Raw genomic sequence first — 19,669 nt, 5'->3', positions numbered from 1 at the left:
ATCAATTTCCGGCGTAGTGTGTTGATGGTGCGGTCGGCTAGCTGCGTGCCAGATAGACGCCCCAGACGGTCAGGGCCATACCTACCAGCGCCATGCCGGTCAGTGTGTTGCCAAAGAGCGCCCAGGCAAACAGGGCGGTACACGGGGGAACCAGATAGAACAGGCTGGCGACGTTGACCGCGTTGCTGTGGCGTATCAGCCAATTGAGCAGGCTCACGGCACCCAGGGACAGCACCAGCACCAACCAGCCCAGGGCAAAGAACAACTCACCACTCCAGTCGATGGCGCCGTGCTCGGTAGCGATTGCCGCCAGGCCGGTGACGACGGTGGTGGGCAGGAACTGGGCGACCGCACCAGTGCGCCAATCGAATGCGGGGCAGAACTTCTTCTGGTACAGCGTGCCCGCGGTGATGGCCAGCAATGCGACCACGGCGGGCAGCAGCGCCTGCAGGCCGAACTCCTGGCCGAGCTTGTTCCACAACACCAGTGCCACTCCCACCAAGCCCAGCAGCAGCCCAACCCACTGACGCGGCAGCACGGTAGCGCCCAGCAGATAGCCCGCGCCAATGGCGGTCAGCAAGGGCTGAACACCCACGACCAGGCTGGCCAGGCCAGCGGGCAGTCCCAAGCCGATGGCCACAAACACACCACCCAGATACAGCCCGTGCATCAGCAGACCGGATATGCCGATGTGTACCCACTGCCGCATGTTCTGCGGCCACGGCGCGCGACTGGCAATGGCGATGGGCACGATGCACAGCAGCACCGCAACGTAGCGAATGGATAGAAAGGTCAGCGGCTGAATGTGGGGCAGTCCCAGCCGCGCGCCAATGAAGCCGGTGGACCACAGCACCACGAAGACAAAAGGCAGCAGGCGGGCGAATTTGGGGCCCATGGTTTCAAGTCTCCCCAAGACGGTGCTTTCCCGTCTCAATTTGCGACACTTTGTTGGAAAAAGAAACTAAGTAGTGCGGATTTGGCGGCACACATTTTGCTCAAGACAAGCTGAGGCCGTGAAACATATCGCAATCGCGGCTTCTTATAGGAGGTATCAAGATATGTCACAAGCTATCAAAGACTTTCTGGTGTCTGTTGGAGTTACGTTGGCCGCTGTTCTTCTGTCCGGCGTCATGTTGACCCTCAGGCCCTGAGAACGGCACTGCCATCCCCCGCAGGGAGCGTTGCAAGCATACCGTTTGGCCGAATGATTGGGCTGTCGTGCGCGGGACACGCATAATTGTCCGCATGACGTGAAAGGCCAGACGATGACAAGTTCCCGATTTCCCACGATGTTCGTGTCCCACGGTGGCGGCCCCTGGCCTTTCGTGGCTGGCATGCGCGAAATGTTTGCCAAGACCGCGCAGGAGTTCCGCGACCTTCCCGAACGACTGCCAGCCAGGCCGCGGGCCGTGCTGGTGATCACCGGGCACTGGGAAGCGCCGCAGTTCAGCGTGTCCATCTCGGAGCATCCGCCCATGGACTACGACTACTACGGCTTTCCCCCCCATACCTATCACCTGAAGTATCCCGCGCCCGGCTCGCCCGTGCTGGCTGCGCGCGTGACCGAGTTGCTGGCTGCCGGCGGCATCACCTGTGCGCAGGACCCGACCCGCGGGTTCGACCATGGCACCTTTGTTCCCTTGGGGCTGATGTACCCAAAGGCGGACGTACCCATCGTTCTGCTGTCCATGAAGTCGGGCTATGACGCAGCCGAGCACATCCGCGTGGGCCAGATGCTCGCCCCCTTGCGCGATGAGGGCATCCTGATCCTGGGCAGCGGCCTGACCTATCACAACATGCGTGGCTTTGGTAACCCGGCATCCTCGCCCATTGCCACCGCCTTTGAACACTATCTCAATGATGCGGTGACGCAGCCCCAGGAGTCCGAACGCAACCGCATGCTAGTGGAGTGGCAGAAAGCCCCCAAGGCGCGCCTGGCCCATCCGCGCGAGGACCATCTGATTCCTCTCATGGTGGTTGCCGGCGCGGCGGGCGCGGACCGTGGAGAGCGCATCTTTGTGGACCACGTGCTGGAAGTGGTCATGGCGTCCTACCAGTTCGGCTGAGGGGAAGCATCCGGGATCGTTGAAAGTTGGAGGAGCATTGACGTTGCTCAAACTCCGGAAAACTGTGACCTGCACAATTTGTTGCACATGCACAAATTTTCCGGAGATTCCCATGACTGCCGTTGCACCCCTTCAACCTTTCGAGGCACTGGACGCCTGCCATCTGCAAATCCAGAGGACGCTGCAGGACTTGACGCGTTTGGCCCGGCGCCTGGAGACCGGTGGTGTAAATGAAATGGACCGCAAGCTGGCGGGCGATATCGAGAGCTTCTTTTCCAACACCTCGCGGGAGCACCATGCCGAGGAAGAGGCGCATGTGTTTCCGCAGATTCTGGCCAGCGGCAGTGCCAAGCTGTCTGCGGCAGTGAAAAGCCTGCAGCAGGACCATGGCTTCATTGAAGAGAACTGGATTGAGCTGGCGCCCCAGTTGCGCGCCATTGCCGAGGGCAATGACTGGGTGCATGCGGAAGAGTTTCAGCACAACGTGAGCACCTTTCTCGAGCTGCTCAACGGCCATATTGCGTTGGAAGAGTCGTTGATCTACCCCGAGTCCAAGGCCATGTGGGCCGCAACCATCGCCCGACGGCGATAGCCTAGCGCTGGGCTACGGCCAGCCGCAAGGCCAGCGCGGCAAACACCGCGCCTGCGGCGCGATTCATCCACTGCTGGGCGCGCGCCGAGCCGCGTAGTCGCTGCCCCAGGCTGGCAGCAAAGTAGCTGATGGCGCCAAAGGTCACCAGCGTTGCCAGGATGAAGATGGCGCCCAGCTCTGCCAGTTGTAGCACCACCGAGCCGCGTCGCGCGTCCACGAATTGCGGCAAAAAAGCGAGAAAGAAGAAGACCACCTTGGGGTTGGTCAGATTCATCACGATGCCGCGGCGGTAGAGCTGCAGAGGGCGCAACAAGGGTGCTGAGGCATCGCTGCCTTCTGTCACGGGGGCCCTGAACGCGCCCCAGGCCAGATAGGCCAGATAGCCGGCGCCCACCATCTTCAGGACCACAAAGGCCGTCTCGGAAGCTGCAAAGACAGCGGCCAGACCCAGCGCAACGGCCGAGGTGTGCACTACCAGACCGGTGCACAGCCCCAACACCACCAGCATCCCGGCGCGCTTGCCCTGGGTGGCGGACTGCACCAGCACAAAGATGTTGTCAGGACCGGGCGTGACCCCCAGAAGAAGGGAGACCCCGAAGAAGGCAATGGCGGTTTGCAGACTGAGCATGGGGCGATGGTAGCGGGTTTGCGCTCAGCCTTGCCTGAGCAGGACTTGCAGTTCCGCCAGAAAGCTGTCGCGAATCTGATGCAACTGCTGCAGCGCTTCGGATACGGCATGGCGCTCACCCAAGGCATGCTGGCGCAGAATCTGCGCAGCCAGCGTATGCACGTCGTGGTGGAGGCGGTGTGCATTCTGCACAGCGGCCAGATCCGGGTGCCTGTCCAGGCCGCCTCTTTTCAGCCATATCCCCAGGCGGCACTGGTCCATGTCCATAGGCGGAGGGACATCATGCTCGCCCATCAGGAAGTGCTCCAGCGCTATGACCCAGGCCCTGTGCTCCACGCCTGCAAACAGCAGCGGCCGGTTGGAGCGGCTGATCTCTGCCTGGTTCAGCCAAGTCGGGTCGGGACGCCAGCTTGCAATCCAGCCGGACAGATCCTGCGCGGGCATGGGCTTGGCAATGCAATAACCCTGGGCCAGTTCACAGCCCATCTGCAGCAGCATGCGGCCGGTTTCCACGGACTCGACGCCCTCGGCGATGACCTGGCGCCGAAACGCATTGGCCAGGCCGATGGTGCCTTCCAGGATGGCCAGGTCATCGGGCTCCACCATCATGTCCCGGACAAAGCTCTGGTCGATCTTCAGCTGCGTGACCGGCAGCAGCTTGAGATAGGTAAGTGAAGAGTAGCCCGTGCCGAAATCGTCCAGCGCAAAGTGCACACCCATCTGGCTGCATTCTTCGATGAGGCGCGATACATGGTTCAGGTCTTCCAGTGCACTGGTTTCCAGAACCTCCAGCTCCAGGGATCCGGCGGGCAGGTCGGGATAGGCAGACAGGCTCTCGCGCAAACGGTTGACGAAGTTGAGCTGCTGCAATTGCCGCGCGCCGATGTTCACGCTGACCGGAATGTGCAGGCCCTCGCGCTGCCACCGCATCAGTTGCGCCAGCACCTCTTCGATCACCCATTCGCCCAGCTCTACCGCCAGCGGCTGGTCCTCAATGGTGGGCAGGAACGTGGCGGGTGCCAGCAATCCCCGGCTGGGATGCTGCCAGCGTATGAGTGCCTCTGCGCCCACCACGGCGCCGCTGCGCATGTTCACCTTGGGCTGGAAATGCAGTACGAATTCGCGTTCCCGCAGCGCTCTGCGGATGTTTTCCAAGTCCTCGTGGTGGCCGCGCACGCTGCGGTCCTGCTCCGCATCGAAGACGTGGTAGCGGTTCTTGCCCGCCAGCTTGGCCTGGTACATGGCCTGGTCGGCCTGGCGCAGCATCTGGTCGGCATCCACCATGTCCACCTGGGGGTAGAAGGTGACCCCCACACTGGCAGATACCTGCAGCAGCATGTCACCCCATATGTGGGGCTGGGACGCGGCATCCAGCAGGCGCGTCAGCATGTGCACGCTGGCTTCCACGTCTGGCAGGTCCAGCAGCACCGCCACGAATTCGTCCCCACCCAGACGGGCCAGGGTGTCGCCTTCGCGCAAGGCCAGCTTCATGCGGGCAGAGAGTGCGACCAGCAGTTGGTCGCCCGCCTCGTGGCCATGGGTGTCGTTGATGGACTTGAATCCGTCCAGATCTAGGAAAGCCACCGCCATCAACTGCTTGTGTCGCTGCACCTGGGCGATGCCCTGACGCATGCGGTCGGCCAGCAGCACGCGGTTGGGCAGGCCGGTCAGTGCGTCGTAATGGGCGATGTGCTCGAGCTGATTCTGGTGTTCCTTGTAGACGGATATGTCGGAGAACAGCGACACAAAGTGCTGCGCCCGTCCGTTGCCATCACGCACGGTGGTGATGGTCTGCATCTCGGCATAGACCTCGCCGTTCTTGCGGCGGTTCCAGATTTCGCCGTACCAGTGCCCCTTATCGAACAGGCCGCTCCACATCTTGGCGTAGAAGTCCTTGCCCTGTCTTCCGGAGTTCAGGATGCGCGGATTTCGGCCCTGCACTTCTTCCCGGGAATATCCGGTGATGTTGGTGAAGGCCTCGTTGACGTCGATGATCGTTCCGTCCAGCGCGGTGATCATGATGCCTTCACGGGAGTTGGAAAACACGCTGGCGGCCAGGCTGAGGCTCTCTTCGGCCTTCTTGCGTTCGGTGATGTCGCGGGTCAGGCTGAGCATGTGCGGTTCGCCATCCAGGTCCATCACCGACGCGGACAGCAGGCCGTGCACCGTGTGGCCGTCCTTGGCACACATGACGACTTCCATGTTGGTGACGATGCCCTTTTGCTCCAGGCTATCGATCAGGCGCTTGCGGTGGCTGACATCGCTCCAGATATTGATCTCCGTTGACGTGCGACCAATCACCTCGGAGGAGGTGTAGCCCATTACCTGTGAAAACCCACGGTTGACCGACACGATCATGCCGTCCGTCACGCGGCTGATGATCAGCGAGTCCGGGGTCAGGTAGAAGGTCCGCCGGAATCGCTCCTCACTGACTTCCAGCGCCTTTTGTGAGCGCTTGTATTCGGAAATGTCTTCGTAGATTCCCAGCACGCCGATGATGGCGTTCTCATGGTTCCTGAGCGGTACCTTGGAGGTGCGCAGCCAGAAGGTGTGGCCGTCAGGACCGATCTGGGGGATGTCGTAAGACAGCTTGGGCTTTCCTGATTCGATGACGGCACGGTCGTCACCGCGGTACTGATCGGCCTGCTCTGCCCAGGGCAAGTCGTGGTCGGTCTTGCCAATCAGGTCGGATGCCTGCGTCATTCCCGCATCCTGGGCAAAGGCCTCGTTGCAACCCAGGTAGTGCAGGTCTCGATCCTTCCAGAAAACCCGTACCGGTGCCGTGTTGATGATGGACATCAGCAGGGTATGTGACTCCGCGAGCGCGCGCTGGGCCACGTTGTGTGCCGTGATGTCGCCGGTGCCGCCAATGAAGTGCTGCAGTCGGCCTTCCTTGTCGCGGGAGGCGGTGACGGACAGGCGCGCGTTGTACAGGCTGCCGTCCTTGCGCCGGTTGATCACCTCGCCGTGCCAGACTCCGTTTTGCAGAAGCTCGCTCCACATGTCCTGATAGAAGGACTTGGGGTGCAGGCCGGAGGACAGGATCCGTGGCGTCTTGCCCAGCGCTTCTTCTGCGCTGTAACCCGTGATGCGGGTGAACGCCGCGTTGACGGAAAGAATGCGTGTCTCCGGATCGGTGACGATGATGGCGTCGGCGCTTTCGGCAAATACGGTGGCGTTGATGCGCTGCAAACGTTCCACTTCCTGTTGCTGTGCCAGGAATTGCCTTTGCCGGCGCAGGTATTCCAATACCAGAAGGGTCAGCACCAGCAACGACGGGACGACCACCGCGACCAGGACCGTCGCTTCTTCCTTCCACTGCTTGAGTACCTGGGCCTCGGGCCGGCGGGTGACAACCAACAGCGGGAAGAGGGCCGATGTGCGGTAGGCCAGCAGCGTGCTTTCGCCATTTGCAGGGCGACGCATGACGGCACCCACTTCCGCTTCGTCCAGGCGCAGATCGTGCGAAATGAAGTCCTGCACCGTGCCCAGCTGTGTCGCTGAACCGGTATCCATCAGCAGGACGCCGTCATAGCGGAACATCTGCAGCCGACCCTCGGCAGGGTCCACGGTATGCAGTGCGTAATTCAGATAGAAGTCCGAGTTGACGGCGGCCAGTACCCGCACCTGTCGTGCGCCTATGTCGATGGTGCGCAGAATGGGGAGGAAGTTCTGGACCTCGGGCGCCACTGGGGTCCGCGGGGTGGATGCCGCCCCGTTGGCGAAGTCCCGGCCGGACCAGGGCGCGCCAAAGCGCAGTATTTCCGAAGAAGCCTGGGCGGTGGGGAAATAGTCTACCGTTGGCACGGTCAGTCCCACGTTGGCCGGGTTGGTGCTGGCGATCACGTGGTCGTTCTCGTCCAGCAAGGAAACCGAACGCAGAAAGGGCGACTGGTGCAATGTGGCCGCCAGTGCCACCTGCGTTTCCCGCAGTGACAGCGTGTTGTTGTGTACCTGCACGGTCTGCACCAGTGCGGTTTCCGCGGCACGCAGGTTCTGGCTGAGAAAGCTCTCGAAGTTGCAGGTTTGCACCTTCGAAATCTCGAATCCGTTGGCGACTGCCTCGGCCCGCAACATCCACAAGGTGTAGCCCGTGACGGTCAGCATGGCCGCATTGAACAGCAGCAGACCGGCAACCAGGGCCGTGCGAAGTTGCTGGACGGGGTGGTTCACGGCGAAACGATACGTTCGAGCTTGTTGTGCTTGGCGGCAGCCATCAGCCGGCCATCACGTTTGATATCGCTGACAAATCGTTCCATGCGCGCGTACCAGACGTCATCGCCTGGCTTGACGGCATAGGCATAAGGGGTGACGTGGTAGGTATCGGGTGGTGCCACCAAGCGCGCCCAATCTGCGTTGATCAGGAAGCGCTGGCTGTAGGGGTAGTCGGTCATGAAGACATCGGCACGTCCGGCCTGCACTTCCTGCTCGCGCGCGAAGGGCGTATCCAACACCAGCAATTGCGCGTTCTTGAGCTTCTCTTTCATGACGGGCTCATGCAGCGTGCCCTTGGCAACCGCCACCACGGTGCCGGTCTGGTCGATGTCCGCCCAGTCCTTGATACGCCGGTTGGATTTGCTGGCAATGGCGTAGATGTCGCTGGCCAGATGCGGACGGGTGAAGCGCAACTTTTCCATGCGCGCCGGTGTAATGCCTATGGCAAACATGGCGACGTCGCAGCGGTCCTGCGTGATGTCGTCCACCAGTCTGGCAAAAGAGGAGTCGACAAATTGCACGTCCACCGCCAGATCCTTTGCCAGCTCCTGCGCCAGCTCGATATCGATGCCCGAGAGTTGCTGCGTCTTGGGATTGCGGTAGGTGATGCTGTAGTAGTCGGGCCAGATGCAGACCCTCAGAGTCGTGCTGGCGAGGATGCGCTCCAGGTGATTGACCCCGGCCCCTGCGGCATGTCCGGGGCTCCATAAAGTAAGGCCCATGGCGAGTGCCGCGAGCAAAGAGGTGGTTCGCATAGATCCAACAAGTATTTGTTTGCATTGTATGGTGGGAGGGGCATTGAAACGGATTGCCTTACATTGCAGTGGCGTACGCAAAGAAGGGGTGCACACATGAAAATGATTTCGCGCTTGGGGCTGCTCTGTCTGCTGTCATGGGCCATGCTCTCCCACGCGTTCGCAGGGGACATGGCCGCGGCTCAGCCGCCCGCATTGGTGCAGTTTGCCTCGGAAGAAGGGCTTGCACGCCTGTCCCGAGCTAGCGCCAAGACCGACTTCCCGGTTCTGGCCAACCAGTTTGAAGCGCAGAGCAACGCGGCCTTTTGCGGCCCCACCACGGCAGCCATCGTGCTCAACGCCGCACGGGGACGAAATACCGGCCTGCCGCGCGACCGCAGCCGGTTGCGTCCAGAAGACCTGCAGTATCTGCCGCCCGGCGTCGATTTGTCGCTGCCGCGATACACCCAGGACAACGTGATTGACAAAGGCGCCAAGAAGCGTGCCCAGGTCCTGGGCGAGCCGGTGCTGGTCAATGGCAAGCTGATTCAGGATTTTGGTTACCAGACGCGGCAGATGGATGAGCTGCTGCGCGCCAACGGTCTGGAGACACAGCTCGTCATCGTCGATGACGGCAAGCCGCAGGAGCAGGTGCGTGCAGACCTGGTCCAGGCGCTGGGCACACCGGATACCTACGCCATCGTCACCTACAAGCGCAGCGCGGTCGGCCAGCAGGGTGGCGGGCACATCTCACCCCTGGGCGCGTATGACGCGGTGTCCGACTCATTTCTGGTGCTGGATGTGAACCCTTCCAGCGCGGGCTGGATCTGGATGCCAGCGCCGGTGCTGATCGAGGGCATGCGCACCTTCGACACGGTGGAGAACCGGGGCTACATACTGGTACGCACGCCCTGAGCGTGAATACCCATGTGGGCGTCATGCCTACGCACCCGGCTACCATCAACTGCAATACAAATAAGGGTCACGAACCCGAAGGGTGCAAAAGGGATGAATGAGCTGACCGATTCCATGCTGTGTGAGGGACGCGAAGGGCCGACCCCGCATCCGGTTCACCTGATATGACCCCAGCCTACTTCCAGGCCATCGTGGATTCGTCGGATGACGCCATCGTCGGCAAGACGCTGGACGGCATTGTGACCAGCTGGAACCGCGGTGCCGAGACCATCTTTGGCTACACCGCACAGGAAATGCTGGGGCAGAGCCTGCTGATTCTTTTTCCTCAAGATCGCCTGGACGAAGAGCGCTTCATCCTGAAGCGGATGATGGAAGGCGAGAGGATTGATCACTTCGAGACCGTTCGCATCCGCAAGGATGGAAAGCAGGTGCACGTTTCCGTCTCGATTTCCCCTATCCGCAATGCCCAGGGTGTCATCATCGGGGCCTCCAAGGTGGCGCGGGACATCACACCGCTCAAGATGGAGCAGGAGCGCCTGAAGCTGGCTCTGGATGCAACCTGCAATGGCTTGTGGGATTGGGATTTGCGTACTGGACGGGTCTACCGCTCGGACCACTACTACGCCATCACCGGCCATGACGCCGGCGAAGACGATCACAGCCTCGACTTTTTCTGGCGCACCGTGCATTCGCAGGATGTTCCCAATGCGCGTCAGGCCATGGCGGACCACATCGCAGGCCGGTCCGATCGGATTGAGTTCGAATACCGCCTGGTTTCCAAGACGGGGCAGATGGGCAAGTGGATTCATGCCAGAGGGCAGGCCGTTGAACGGGATGCCTGGGGCACGCCCACGCGGATCGTGGGCACCTTGTCGGATATCACGCCCAGCAAGCTCTTCGATGTGGCGCTGCGTGATCGCGAGAAGCGCCTATCCAGGGTACTGGAAGGTTCGGACCAGGGTTATTGGGACTGGAATGTGCAGACCAACTATTTCCAGGTCAGTGCGCGCTGGGAATCCATGTTGGGCTATGCACCGGGCGAAATGGACGTGTCCACCGACCACTGGGCTGAGTTGGTGCACCCGGATGACTTTCCCTCCGCACTGCAGTCCATCGAGCGGCATTTGCGCGGCGAAACGGCAAGCCACGAGGCTGAAATGCGGGTGCGTACCAAGACGGGTGAGTGGAAGTGGATTCTGACCCGCGGCAAGGTCGTCGAATACGACGCAGACGGCATGCCTCTCATGATGTCAGGCACGCACACCGACATTTCGGAGCGCAAGGTCCTGGAGCAAGCGCAACGCGAAGCACTCACAGTATTTGCCAACAGCTACGAAGGCATCATGGTGGTGGACGTTCAGCGCCTCATCCTGCGGGTCAATCCGGCCTTCACCCGTATCACGGGCTACCAGCCCGAAGAGGTACTGGGGAAGTCGCCGGGGATTCTGTCTTCCGGAAGACAGAACGAGCGTTTTTACAGGGACATGTGGCACTCTATTGAAAGCACGGGCTTTTGGTCCGGCGAGATATGGAACCGCAGAAAGAACGGCGAGATCTATGCACAGATACTGTCCATCTCGCAGGTCACGGACGGTCAGGGCCGGTTGCAGCATTACGTTGGTTTGTTTTCGGACATCAGCCAGATCAAGGCGCACGAAGAAGAGCTGGACCGGGTCGCGCATTACGACCCACTCACCGGCACACCCAATCGCAGATTGCTGGGAGACCGTCTGGCGCAGGCCATAGCCCGTACCGATCGCAGCGTGTTGTCGCTGGCGGTTTGCTATCTGGACCTGGATGGGTTCAAGGGCATCAATGACCGCTTCGGCCACGTGACCGGTGACAAGCTGCTGGTCGGGGTGGCGGAGAGTCTGAAGGCCGTGCTGCGCTCCGAAGACACTCTGGCTCGCCTAGGGGGCGATGAGTTCGTGTTGCTGCTCGCAGACATCGAGTCGCCGGAAGAGTGCTCGCTGATTCTGGAGCGCATTCTGCTCGCCGCCAATGTGCTGCTGAACATTGACGACAACATGGTTCGCGTGTCGGCCAGCATCGGCGTCACCCTGTATCCGCAGGACAGTTCGGATGCAGACACGCTGATGCGCCATGCGGACCAGGCCATGTACCTGGCCAAGGAAGCGGGCAAGAACCGCTTTCACCTGTTTGACCCCGAGAGCGACCGCAAGGCGCAGGAGCACAGGGAGTTTGTGGAGCGCCTCACGGGCGCCTTGCAGCAGCAGGAGTTCTGCCTGTACTACCAACCCAAGATCGATCTGTTGACCGGCGAGGTTCAAGGGGTGGAGGCGCTGTTGCGGTGGCAACATCCCGAGCGGGGTCTGCTGCGGCCCGCAGCCTTTCTGCCCCATGTGCAGGGCACCCGCCTGGAGCGGCCCCTGGGCATCTGGGTCATGCAGGCGGCGCTTGCGCAAATGCAGCTTTGGCTGTCGCAGGGGCATGTGGTGAAGGTGAGCATCAATGTCAGCGCTACCCATTTGCTGAGCGCCGAGTTCATCGATGACTTGCGTGAGGCACTGGCCATGTATCCCGAGATCCTGCCGGCTTCTCTGGAGCTGGAAGTGTTGGAGACAACCGCCATCGACGACATCACCTTGGCGAGCTTTGTGCTGGATCAGTGCCGCTCCATGGGCGTCAATCTCGCACTGGATGATTTCGGCACCGGTTACTCGTCCCTGACTTATTTGCGCAAGCTGCCGTTCGAGGTGCTGAAGATTGACCAGAGCTTTGTGCGCGACATGCTCCGGGATGCGGAAGACCTGGGCATCGTGGAAGGTGTCATCCGGCTCGCCTCCGCATTTCATCGTAGCGTCATTGCCGAGGGCGTGGAAACCATGGAGCACGGCGCCGCGTTGCTCAAGCTCGGTTGCCGCATGGCACAGGGCTACGGTATTGCCAGGCCCATGCGGCCCGAGGCGTACCTTGACTGGATAAAGACCTGGAAGACGCAAGCCGCCTGGCTGGCCATCCGCAACGTGTAGTGGCGGGGAGCGGCCTTTCAGCTTGAATACAGCGACACCCGGTTGCGCCCGCTGTGCTTGGCCTGGTAGAGCGCACGATCCGCCTGGCTGAGCAGGGTATCCAGATCGACGGTGTCGTCCCCCATGGTGGCCACGCCAATGGAAATGGTGAAGTGCACCGTCTCCCCATGCGGTGCGGCAACGCTGGCCTTTTCCACGGTTTCCCGCAGACGTTCGGCAACGGCCATCGCATGGTCTACGTCGGTGCGCGGTAGCAGCACTGCAAACTCCTCGCCACCCAGACGGCCGACACAGTCCACGTCACGCAGGACGTCCCGGCAGATTTCGCCCACCTTTTGCAGCACCAGGTCGCCAGTCTGGTGCCCATAGGTGTCGTTGACGACCTTGAAGTGGTCCAGATCCATCATGAACACCGCAAGCTCCCCGCCATAGCGCCGTTTGCGTGAAAGTTCGTGCTCGGCGAGCTGCAAGAAGCGGCGGCGATTGGCCAGCCCGGTGAGCATGTCCACCTGGGACAGGCGCTCCAGTTCCTGCTCGACCTTCTTGCGCTCGGTGATGTCCCGCGTGATGCCCAGCAAGGAAACAGGCTGGTCCTTTTCGTTGAAGATGACGGAGGTCACCACTTCTGTACGCACAATGCTGCCGTTCCGGTGCGGTTGGCCGACTTCCACGGTGCAGGTCGGGTGGTTGCGTTGGCCGCCTGCGATCTGGGCCAGTTGCTCCGCAAGCGTCTTGCGCAGCAGGGCGGCGGATTCCGGCGTCATCGCCTCTTCCAGTGTTTGTGTCATCACGTCTTCTGGCGTGAAGCCACGCAGGCCATGCACCGATGGTGAGACGTAGCTGAAGCGTTCCGTGTGCAGGTCAAAGGTCCATATCACGTCATGGCTGTTCTCTGCCAGCAGGCGGTAATGCTGCTCGCTCAGCCTGATCTGGCTGACCAGTGCCGCATTGCGGACCGCCGTGTCCAGGGCATGCAGCAGTTGAAGCCGCGCGACCTTTGCATAGCGCAGCTGCACGATGAACAGCACCACCATGCCCACTGCAATCTGGGGTGCCAGCGGGTTGGGGACAACCAGAAGCTGGATCAACACCGGCAGCACCACGCCTGCCGAAAAGAGCACTGTGGCGCTGGCAAAAGGTGAAACGATGGTGAGCGTAATGGCCGTTACCGCCACCAGCACAGTGATGTTTGCAAGGTATTCCAGGAACTGGCCGTCCACCCAGAAGAACCAGACCGAAGACCCCCAGGCCAGTCCCAGCAGCGGCGCACAGGCAATCTGCAAGATGCCCCAGCGCATGGTGGTCAGATCATTTTTGGGGGCGGCGCGGTAGCCGTAGCCCAGCAGCAGTACCAGCACTTCCACCGTATTGATGCAGGCCAGCCACGCCAGTGCGTGGCCCAGGCCAGCCACCCGGACCTGCATCCAGGCCAGGAGGAAGGTTCCCAGAATGGCCGAGTAGACCCCATCCACCGTCCGGTCGGTGAAGACCCGCACCCGTTCAGACATGACTTGTCGTGCGATTGCACTTTCATCAGCCTTGAATAAATGCGAAACACCCACACGGGCCTCCCAGCTGTATTTATGCCTTTGACTCTACAGCAGACGGACGGACAACGATAGTGCCATTCTGCGGCCAGGGGGTGTTTGGCGCCTAGTCGGAAACCCCGGGGTAACCGGAGCGTGCGGGCGGCAGGTACAGTACGCGTTTGCATCCATTGCGGCCATTGAACACCATGAATCCTGCTACCCACCATCCCATCCAGGCTGTCATCTTTGATTGCGATGGCACGCTGGTGGACAGTGAGGTACCCGGCATGGACGTGATCCACGAGCACGCCAGTGCGCTGGGGCTGGACTTCACGCGGGAGGAAGCGCACCAGCACTTTCGCGGCTTGCGTATGAACGACGTGGTGGCCTGGATCGGCGCACGACTGGCGCAGGTGCCCGAAGGCTTTGCCGAGAACTTTCCCCGCACGCTGCGCAGTGCGCAGGCCGAGCGCTTCAGCCAGGGGCTGGACGTCATTCCCGGCGCGCGGGAACTGTTGCAGGGGCTGACCATCCCCTTTTGCGTGGCCACCAACGGGCCGCGCGAGAAGGTTGAATTGACATTGCGCCTGACCGGCTTGCGCCAGTACTTTGGCGACCGCATCTTCACCGCCTATGAGGTGGGTAGCTACAAGCCCGACCCGGGGCTGTTCCTGCATGCCGCCCAGGTTCTGGGCGTGACGCCTGCGTTCTGTGCCGTGGTGGAGGACAGCGTGCCCGGCATTCGCGCGGGTCTGGCCGCGGGCATGCAGGTGTATTCGCTCTTTCCCATGGAGGAGCTGGATGCGGAACTCGCGTCGCGCGTGCACTCCATCCGCGACCTGACGGAGCTGGACTTTCAAGGGAGCCGCGCTTGAACACCCCTCTATACATGTGGCTGGCCGGAGGTGCCGCCTTTCTGGTGGGTCTGTCCAAGGGGGGCTTGCCCGCCATCGGCATGCTGGCCGTGCCGCTGATGTCCCTGGTCATGCCACCGGTAGATGCTGCCGTGATGCTGCTGCCCATCTACGTGATCTCGGATGTGATGGGTGTGTACCTGTACCGGCGCGACTACAGCGCGCCCAATCTGCGCATCCTCATTCCCGCGAGCCTGTTGGGCGTGTTCATCGGCTGGCTGACGGCCTCCGTGGTTTCGGACCGTGCCATCACTTTCCTCATAGGCGCCATGGGCGTGGCCTTCTGCCTCAACGTATGGCTGCGCAAACAGGGCAATGCAGTGGCACAGGCGCCCAGCATTCCCAAGGGCGGTTTCTGGGGCATGCTGGCTGGCTTCACCAGCTTCATCTCCCACGCTGGCGCGCCGCCGTTTCAGGTGTACATGCTGTCGCAGCGATTGCCCAAGGCGGAGTTCGCGGGGACTGCCACCATTCTGTTTGCGGTGATCAATGCGTCCAAGATCGTGCCGTACCAGTTTCTGCGTCCCTACTCCCTGGAGTCGCTGCGCAGTGCGGCCGTGCTGGTTCCGTTCGCGCTGGTCGGTGCCATCAGCGGGGCTTACCTGACAAGGTGCGTGGCCGACGTCTGGTTCTACCGCATCGTGCAGGTCAGCCTGTTTGGCGTCTCGCTCAAGCTGATCGCTGATTCACTCAAAGGTCTGTGGGCCTAGCGGCGCGTTCACGACGCAGATTTACAAACTTTCACACGCAGCGGGTAAGCAGGGATCGCGTGGTGGCCGTTGGGGAAGCAGGTCGAACGGACCTGACAACACCCAAGAGGATTCCATGAAATACCGCATTCTTCTCGCTTCCCTGCTGGCGGCCCTTGGCGCCACCGGCGCCTTTGCCCAAACCACCACAGCCACCACGGTGCAGCGTGATGTCAACCAGCAGACGCGCATTGAGAACGGCCTGAAGGACGGCAGTCTCACGACCCAGGAGGCCGGTCGCCTGGAGCGTGAACAGAGTCAGGTGGATCGCCTGCAGGCCAAGGACCTCAAGAACGGAAAGCTCAGCCTGAAAGAGCGCGCCCAGCTGCGACGTGCGCAGGACAAGGCCAGTCACGACATCCGGGCCGCTGAAACCAATGGTGTCAAGGGCAATCCACAATCGCTATCTTCCGAGCGCATGCAGGCGGACGTGCAACGCGACGTCAACCAGGAAAAGCGCATTGAACAAGGCGTGCAGTCCGGCAGTCTGACCAACCATGAAGCTGGTAGTCTGGAGCGCGGGCAGGCTGGCGTGGATCGCAAGGAAGCACAGGCCGCCCACAATGGACATATCAACAAGCACGAGCAGGCCGCCATTCAAGGCAAGCAAAACCGGCAGAGCGAAGTGCTATTCGAGAAAAAGCACAACGACAAGCTCCGCAAGGGCTAAGAGACGCAGTGCAGTCGGGGGGCGTCCTGTGGCGTGCAGGGCGCTCAGCCACCGTGCCGGAGATCTCTTCCGCTGATGCGGTCGTGGTTCCACGCCCGGGGCCTGCACATCTGTACGACTGGAAAGGTGGTCACCGTTCTTGCGCCGGTTCTTGACGATGCCAGTCCAAGGGCGGCCGCGTCCTACGGTGGGCCACAGATCCTTGAATGCTTCGGGAGGCATGTCCGGATGCCGCACCATGTCGTGCGGCTGGCCCAGCAACTCCTCATAGTCATACCCGCTGGCGACCACAAAGCCGTAGTTGCAGCGGGTGATGTGCCCTTTCAGGTCAGTCGTCGATACGAGCAAGGCATCATCGGGCAGTTCGTATTCATTCTGGGTAACAGGTGATTGATTGTTCATGGGATTTCAAACGGCCCGCTATTACCTGTGTCCGATTTCAAGTGATCAAAACGGAAAATGCGGCCAAATTGATCGAGTGTGATGGCACCGCAAAGTGCGCAACGGCTGCTTGATCAATGTCAGAGAAGAGGTGTTGTCCAGGTCCCGCCTAGTGAGCGAGCCGCAACTGGAGGGTCAATCTGCAGAGCCCTGCGCGAGCTCTTGCAGCCGAGCCGCTACTGCACCCATACTGGACGCTCGGAACAACCACATAGGAGATGGGGAACGATGACGTCTGTTGTTGTTACATGCGACGAAGGGGTGGGCCATGTGCAGATGGCACGCGCTGATGCCCTGAATGCGCTGAGCGTGCCGTTTTGTCGTGAGATCGATGAGGCACTGTTAGCACTGGATGCGCGCGAGGATGTGCGCGCTATTCTTATTTCCTCCGCACTCAAGCATTTCTGCGCTGGGGCCGACATCCGGGAGATGTCGGCCATGACGCATGAAGAGGCCAAGGCATCCAGCTTCATGGGATGTGTCTCTGCTCCCCCTCGCATCACGAAACCCTTGGTAGTTGCCGTAAAGGGTCTGGCCGCAGGTGGCGGGTGCGAACTCGTTGAAATGTGCGACATCGTCGTGGCGGGCGCTTCGGCTCGCTTTTGCCATCCGGAAATCACCCTGGCTGCCATGCCTGGTGCAGGTGGCACGCAACGATTGACGCGTGCTGTTGGCAAGCACATTGCCATGGACGTGCTGCTGACGGGACGTGCTTTGAATGCCGAAGAGGCGCTGGCGGTGGGGCTGGTCTCACGCGTCGTCGAAGACGAACATCTCGAACCCACCGCGCTCTCCATCGCGCGGCTGATTGCGTCCTATTCCAGCCCTGTGACGGGCCGCATCAAGACTGCGGTCAATCTGGCGCAGGTGCAGCTGGAGCAAGGGTTGGCAATGGAGCGCGAGCTGTTCCATACCTGCTTCTCCGAGCATGATTTCAAGGAGGGACTGGCTGCATTCCTCGAAAAAAGAAAGCCCAACTTCCTGCATCGTTAGACGGCAAACGGGCTGCACGTGAAGGCGTCAATCTCCATGGACTGCGGCAGGGCGCACTAGGGCAAAGAGCACCATGGCTACAAGCGACAGTGCCAGGGCCAGACCAAAGGCCCAACCCGGCGCGATGGTCCACAAGGCGCCGGCCACCAGGGAAGCGGGGATGTACATGAGCCCGGTCACAAAGTTGTAGACCCCCACCGCGGTTGCGCGGCGCTCGGGTTCGATGTCGGCAATGAGGGCTTTGCTCTGCGATTCATCGATCGCGTAGAACAGGCCGTAGAGGGCGAACACCGCCACGATTTCCCAGCGGCTGTTCGCCACCATCAACCACAGGTTGACTGCCGCGTACACGCCATACCCGAGCACGACGATGCGCCCGCGCCCGACCTTGTCACCCAGCCGACCTACCAGGGGGGCGCTAGCCACGCAGGTGACGTTGAAGAGTGCGTACAGCAGTACGACGTCGGCGACACCAAACCCCATTGCGTGCGCCTTGAGCAGCAGGAAGCCCAGGCTGAAATACGCCAGAGCAAACACCGCGGCCGGAAACAGATAGCGCTTGAAGCCGGGGCTGAGCTGGCGCCAGTTCTCACGCATGCTTTCGCGCTGATGCGCAACACCCGGATGGTCATTCACCCTAGTCAGCACCAGCACACTGAGCACTGCCGGAACAAACGCAACGATAAACAGGACACCATAGGTGCTGGCCGATTCCCCCAGCCAGGACAGCAGCGCATAGGCCACCAGCGGCCCGAGCACCGCGCCTGATTTGTCCAGTGCCTTGTGAACACCAAAGGCGTAGCCACGCGACTCCTTGGCTGCGATGGTGGATAGCCACGCATCACGCGGTGGTCCGCGAAAGCCCTTGCCCAATCTCTCAACGACGCGAAAGACGGCAAGGCCGCTCACCGACGTCGATACCAGCAGGATCAACTTGGCCAGTGTGGAAAAACCATAGCCTGCCGTGGTTAGCCACTTGCGCCTGCCACTGCGGTCAGAAAGCCAGCCCGCCAGGTAATTGAGCGACGAGGCGGAAAAGTCCGCCAACCCTTCGATCAGCCCCAGCAATGCGCTGGAGGCGCCTGCGATGGTGGTGAAGAAGACGGCAAAAACTGAGAAGATCATCTCCGAACTCAGGTCGGTGAGAAAGCTCACCAGACCCAGCTTGAGCACATCCGGATGGAGACGCTGCCCCTTGGGCGGCGGGACCGATGGCACGTTCGCGCTATCGGAGGTGGACTGGCGCATGGTGGGATTGCCTTGTGGAAGTGACAGATCCAAATAATAGAGTCTTTCCCACCGGGCTCGGACGGCTGCTGCAAGCGACGCTAAGCTATGTGCAATAGGCCCAAAGGAGAGCACACCATGTCCCTGCCCCAAGCTGTACCCGACAACACCGCCGTGCGCACCGCACTGTGGCGCGCATTGCATCTTGAAGCCGATGCCGCGCCGCATGTGCTGGAGGACCGTGTCGGACTGGAGCTGGTGGCACCGGAGGATGGTTGGCAAGACCGCCCGGATATGAGTCCGTTCACGCGGCCTTTTCGTGCGTCCATTGTGGCGCGCGCCCGCTTTGTCGAAGACCATGTCGAGGCGCAACTTGCAGGCGGTGTTTCGCAATACGTCATTCTGGGCGCAGGGCTGGATACCTTTGTGCAGCGCAAGCCGCAACTCGCATCGCGCCTGCAGGTGTACGAGATCGACCGGCCGGCGTCACAGCACTGGAAGCGTCAGCGCCTCATGGACCTGGGGTATGGCATAGCGCCCCATCTGCATCTGGTCCCTGTGGATTTTGAAGCGGGGGAGGCATGGTGGTCGCGCCTGGGTGCATCCGGCTTCGATGTTGATCAGCCTGCCGTGGTGGCATCCACCGGTGTTAGCATGTATCTGTCCCGCGAGGCGAACCTGGCGACGCTGCGGCGGGTCGCCGCGCTGGCAAAAGGGTCGACCCTGGTGATGTCGTTCATGCTGCCGATTGAGCTCAACGACCCGGAGGTTCGCGTGGGCGTGGAGCGCGCAGCGGCCGGTGCGAAGGCCAGTGGCACGCCCTGGCTGAGCTTCTTTACGCCCGCTGAAATGCTGGCACTGGCGCGTGAAGCCGGGTTTGCGAGGGTCGAGCATGTGTCAGCCGTGGCGCTGGCTGAGCGCTATTTCTCCGGCCGCACCGACGGCCTGCGCCCGCCACGCGATTCCGAAGAATTGCTGGTGGCGACCGCCAAAGCATAGTTGG

Annotated in this window: 15 protein-coding genes and 1 pseudogene; 9 read left to right on the top strand and 7 right to left on the bottom strand. The window is 61.4% G+C overall.

What is annotated here, in order from left to right; translation table 11 throughout:
* Window positions 1–37: 37 nt before the first annotated feature.
* Complete coding sequence (locus AAGF34_RS03975) at window positions 38–895, bottom strand: DMT family transporter (RefSeq protein ID WP_342619337.1); 858 nt, start codon at window positions 893–895, stop codon at window positions 38–40.
* 370 nt (window positions 896–1,265) lie between these two features.
* Here AAGF34_RS03975 and AAGF34_RS03970 point away from each other — a divergent pair, with 370 nt between their 5' ends.
* Entirely contained in the window at window positions 1,266–2,066 is an 801-nt protein-coding gene (locus AAGF34_RS03970) for a class III extradiol ring-cleavage dioxygenase (RefSeq protein ID WP_342619336.1), read from the top strand.
* A gap of 112 nt (window positions 2,067–2,178) precedes the next feature.
* Window positions 2,179–2,658: a hemerythrin domain-containing protein gene (locus AAGF34_RS03965; protein ID WP_342619335.1), complete on the top strand. Its 480-nt coding sequence runs from the start codon at window positions 2,179–2,181 to the stop codon at window positions 2,656–2,658.
* Between the two features lies 1 nt (window position 2,659).
* Here the strand turns inward: AAGF34_RS03965 and AAGF34_RS03960 are convergent, their stop codons facing one another.
* Genes AAGF34_RS03960 through AAGF34_RS03950 form a run of 3 tightly spaced genes read right to left on the bottom strand, consistent with a single transcriptional unit; the run spans window position 2,660 to window position 8,256 of the window.
* Window positions 2,660–3,286 (bottom strand): LysE family translocator, encoded by a 627-nt coding sequence (locus AAGF34_RS03960; protein WP_342619334.1) that lies wholly within the window; start codon window positions 3,284–3,286, stop codon window positions 2,660–2,662.
* Window positions 3,287–3,310: 24 nt separating this feature from the next.
* A complete protein-coding gene (locus AAGF34_RS03955; RefSeq protein ID WP_342619333.1) occupies window positions 3,311–7,459 on the bottom strand; it encodes a PAS domain S-box protein in 4,149 nt (1,382 codons plus the stop codon).
* Window positions 7,456–8,256: an ABC transporter substrate-binding protein gene (locus tag AAGF34_RS03950; RefSeq protein ID WP_342619332.1), complete on the bottom strand. Its 801-nt coding sequence runs from the start codon at window positions 8,254–8,256 to the stop codon at window positions 7,456–7,458. The genes AAGF34_RS03955 and AAGF34_RS03950 overlap by 4 nt, the downstream gene beginning before the upstream one ends.
* A gap of 96 nt (window positions 8,257–8,352) precedes the next feature.
* Here AAGF34_RS03950 and AAGF34_RS03945 point away from each other — a divergent pair, with 96 nt between their 5' ends.
* Together AAGF34_RS03945 and AAGF34_RS03940 are read left to right on the top strand one after the other, a co-directional pair.
* Window positions 8,353–9,150, top strand: coding sequence for a phytochelatin synthase family protein (locus tag AAGF34_RS03945; RefSeq protein WP_342619331.1), 798 nt, complete (start codon window positions 8,353–8,355; stop codon window positions 9,148–9,150).
* A gap of 164 nt (window positions 9,151–9,314) precedes the next feature.
* Window positions 9,315–12,143 (top strand): EAL domain-containing protein, encoded by a 2,829-nt coding sequence (locus tag AAGF34_RS03940; protein ID WP_342619330.1) that lies wholly within the window; start codon window positions 9,315–9,317, stop codon window positions 12,141–12,143.
* A 17-nt stretch (window positions 12,144–12,160) separates the two neighbouring features.
* Here AAGF34_RS03940 and AAGF34_RS03935 read toward each other — a convergent pair whose 3' ends face one another.
* On the bottom strand, window positions 12,161–13,651 hold the full coding sequence (locus tag AAGF34_RS03935) for a sensor domain-containing diguanylate cyclase (protein WP_342619329.1): 1,491 nt from the start codon (window positions 13,649–13,651) through the stop codon (window positions 12,161–12,163).
* Between the two features lie 227 nt (window positions 13,652–13,878).
* On the opposite strand from AAGF34_RS03935, the gene AAGF34_RS03930 reads away from it, so the two are divergent.
* The 3 genes from AAGF34_RS03930 (at window position 13,879) to AAGF34_RS03920 (ending at window position 16,005) form a co-directional block, all read left to right on the top strand.
* Complete coding sequence (locus AAGF34_RS03930; protein ID WP_342619328.1) at window positions 13,879–14,547, top strand: HAD family hydrolase; 669 nt, start codon at window positions 13,879–13,881, stop codon at window positions 14,545–14,547.
* On the top strand, window positions 14,544–15,296 hold the full coding sequence (locus AAGF34_RS03925; RefSeq protein WP_342619327.1) for a sulfite exporter TauE/SafE family protein: 753 nt from the start codon (window positions 14,544–14,546) through the stop codon (window positions 15,294–15,296). The genes AAGF34_RS03930 and AAGF34_RS03925 overlap by 4 nt, the downstream gene beginning before the upstream one ends.
* 115 nt (window positions 15,297–15,411) lie before the next feature.
* Window positions 15,412–16,005, top strand: coding sequence for a hypothetical protein (locus tag AAGF34_RS03920; RefSeq protein WP_342619326.1), 594 nt, complete (start codon window positions 15,412–15,414; stop codon window positions 16,003–16,005).
* A gap of 126 nt (window positions 16,006–16,131) precedes the next feature.
* Here AAGF34_RS03920 and AAGF34_RS03915 read toward each other — a convergent pair.
* A pseudogene (locus AAGF34_RS03915) lies at window positions 16,132–16,407 on the bottom strand (PAS domain-containing protein); the annotation flags it as partial.
* 267 nt (window positions 16,408–16,674) lie between these two features.
* On the opposite strand from AAGF34_RS03915, the gene AAGF34_RS03910 reads away from it, so the two are divergent.
* Window positions 16,675–17,439 (top strand): enoyl-CoA hydratase-related protein, encoded by a 765-nt coding sequence (locus AAGF34_RS03910; protein ID WP_342619325.1) that lies wholly within the window; start codon window positions 16,675–16,677, stop codon window positions 17,437–17,439.
* 27 nt (window positions 17,440–17,466) lie between these two features.
* Here the strand turns inward: AAGF34_RS03910 and AAGF34_RS03905 are convergent, their stop codons facing one another.
* Window positions 17,467–18,687 carry an MFS transporter gene (locus tag AAGF34_RS03905; protein ID WP_342619324.1) on the bottom strand — a complete coding sequence of 407 codons (1,221 nt, stop codon included), beginning with the start codon at window positions 18,685–18,687 and terminating at the stop codon, window positions 17,467–17,469.
* Between the two features lie 117 nt (window positions 18,688–18,804).
* Here AAGF34_RS03905 and AAGF34_RS03900 point away from each other — a divergent pair, with 117 nt between their 5' ends.
* Window positions 18,805–19,665, top strand: coding sequence for a class I SAM-dependent methyltransferase (locus tag AAGF34_RS03900; RefSeq protein ID WP_342619323.1), 861 nt, complete (start codon window positions 18,805–18,807; stop codon window positions 19,663–19,665).
* Window positions 19,666–19,669: the final 4 nt, after the last annotated feature.

This window comes from Rhodoferax sp. GW822-FHT02A01, from assembly GCF_038784515.1.
Lineage (GTDB): Bacteria > Pseudomonadota > Gammaproteobacteria > Burkholderiales > Burkholderiaceae_C > Allorhodoferax.
Note: the sequence above shows the minus strand (reverse complement) of the source record. Positions and strands in the feature narration are given on the sequence as shown.

What these genes read in the sequence shown, in the direction of transcription:
- AAGF34_RS03905 (WP_342619324.1), bottom strand. Translation starts at nt 18,687, where the DNA reads ATGCGCCAGTCCACCTCCGATAGCGCGAACGTGCCATCGGTCCCGCCG.
- AAGF34_RS03940 (WP_342619330.1), top strand. Translation starts at nt 9,315, where the DNA reads ATGACCCCAGCCTACTTCCAGGCCATCGTGGATTCGTCGGATGACGCC.
- AAGF34_RS03970 (WP_342619336.1), top strand. Translation starts at nt 1,266, where the DNA reads ATGACAAGTTCCCGATTTCCCACGATGTTCGTGTCCCACGGTGGCGGC.
- AAGF34_RS03945 (WP_342619331.1), top strand. Translation starts at nt 8,353, where the DNA reads ATGAAAATGATTTCGCGCTTGGGGCTGCTCTGTCTGCTGTCATGGGCC.
- AAGF34_RS03920 (WP_342619326.1), top strand. Translation starts at nt 15,412, where the DNA reads ATGAAATACCGCATTCTTCTCGCTTCCCTGCTGGCGGCCCTTGGCGCC.
- AAGF34_RS03930 (WP_342619328.1), top strand. Translation starts at nt 13,879, where the DNA reads ATGAATCCTGCTACCCACCATCCCATCCAGGCTGTCATCTTTGATTGC.
- AAGF34_RS03975 (WP_342619337.1), bottom strand. Translation starts at nt 895, where the DNA reads ATGGGCCCCAAATTCGCCCGCCTGCTGCCTTTTGTCTTCGTGGTGCTG.
- AAGF34_RS03910 (WP_342619325.1), top strand. Translation starts at nt 16,675, where the DNA reads ATGACGTCTGTTGTTGTTACATGCGACGAAGGGGTGGGCCATGTGCAG.
- AAGF34_RS03935 (WP_342619329.1), bottom strand. Translation starts at nt 13,651, where the DNA reads ATGTCTGAACGGGTGCGGGTCTTCACCGACCGGACGGTGGATGGGGTC.
- AAGF34_RS03965 (WP_342619335.1), top strand. Translation starts at nt 2,179, where the DNA reads ATGACTGCCGTTGCACCCCTTCAACCTTTCGAGGCACTGGACGCCTGC.
- AAGF34_RS03960 (WP_342619334.1), bottom strand. Translation starts at nt 3,286, where the DNA reads ATGCTCAGTCTGCAAACCGCCATTGCCTTCTTCGGGGTCTCCCTTCTT.
- AAGF34_RS03950 (WP_342619332.1), bottom strand. Translation starts at nt 8,256, where the DNA reads ATGCGAACCACCTCTTTGCTCGCGGCACTCGCCATGGGCCTTACTTTA.
- AAGF34_RS03900 (WP_342619323.1), top strand. Translation starts at nt 18,805, where the DNA reads ATGTCCCTGCCCCAAGCTGTACCCGACAACACCGCCGTGCGCACCGCA.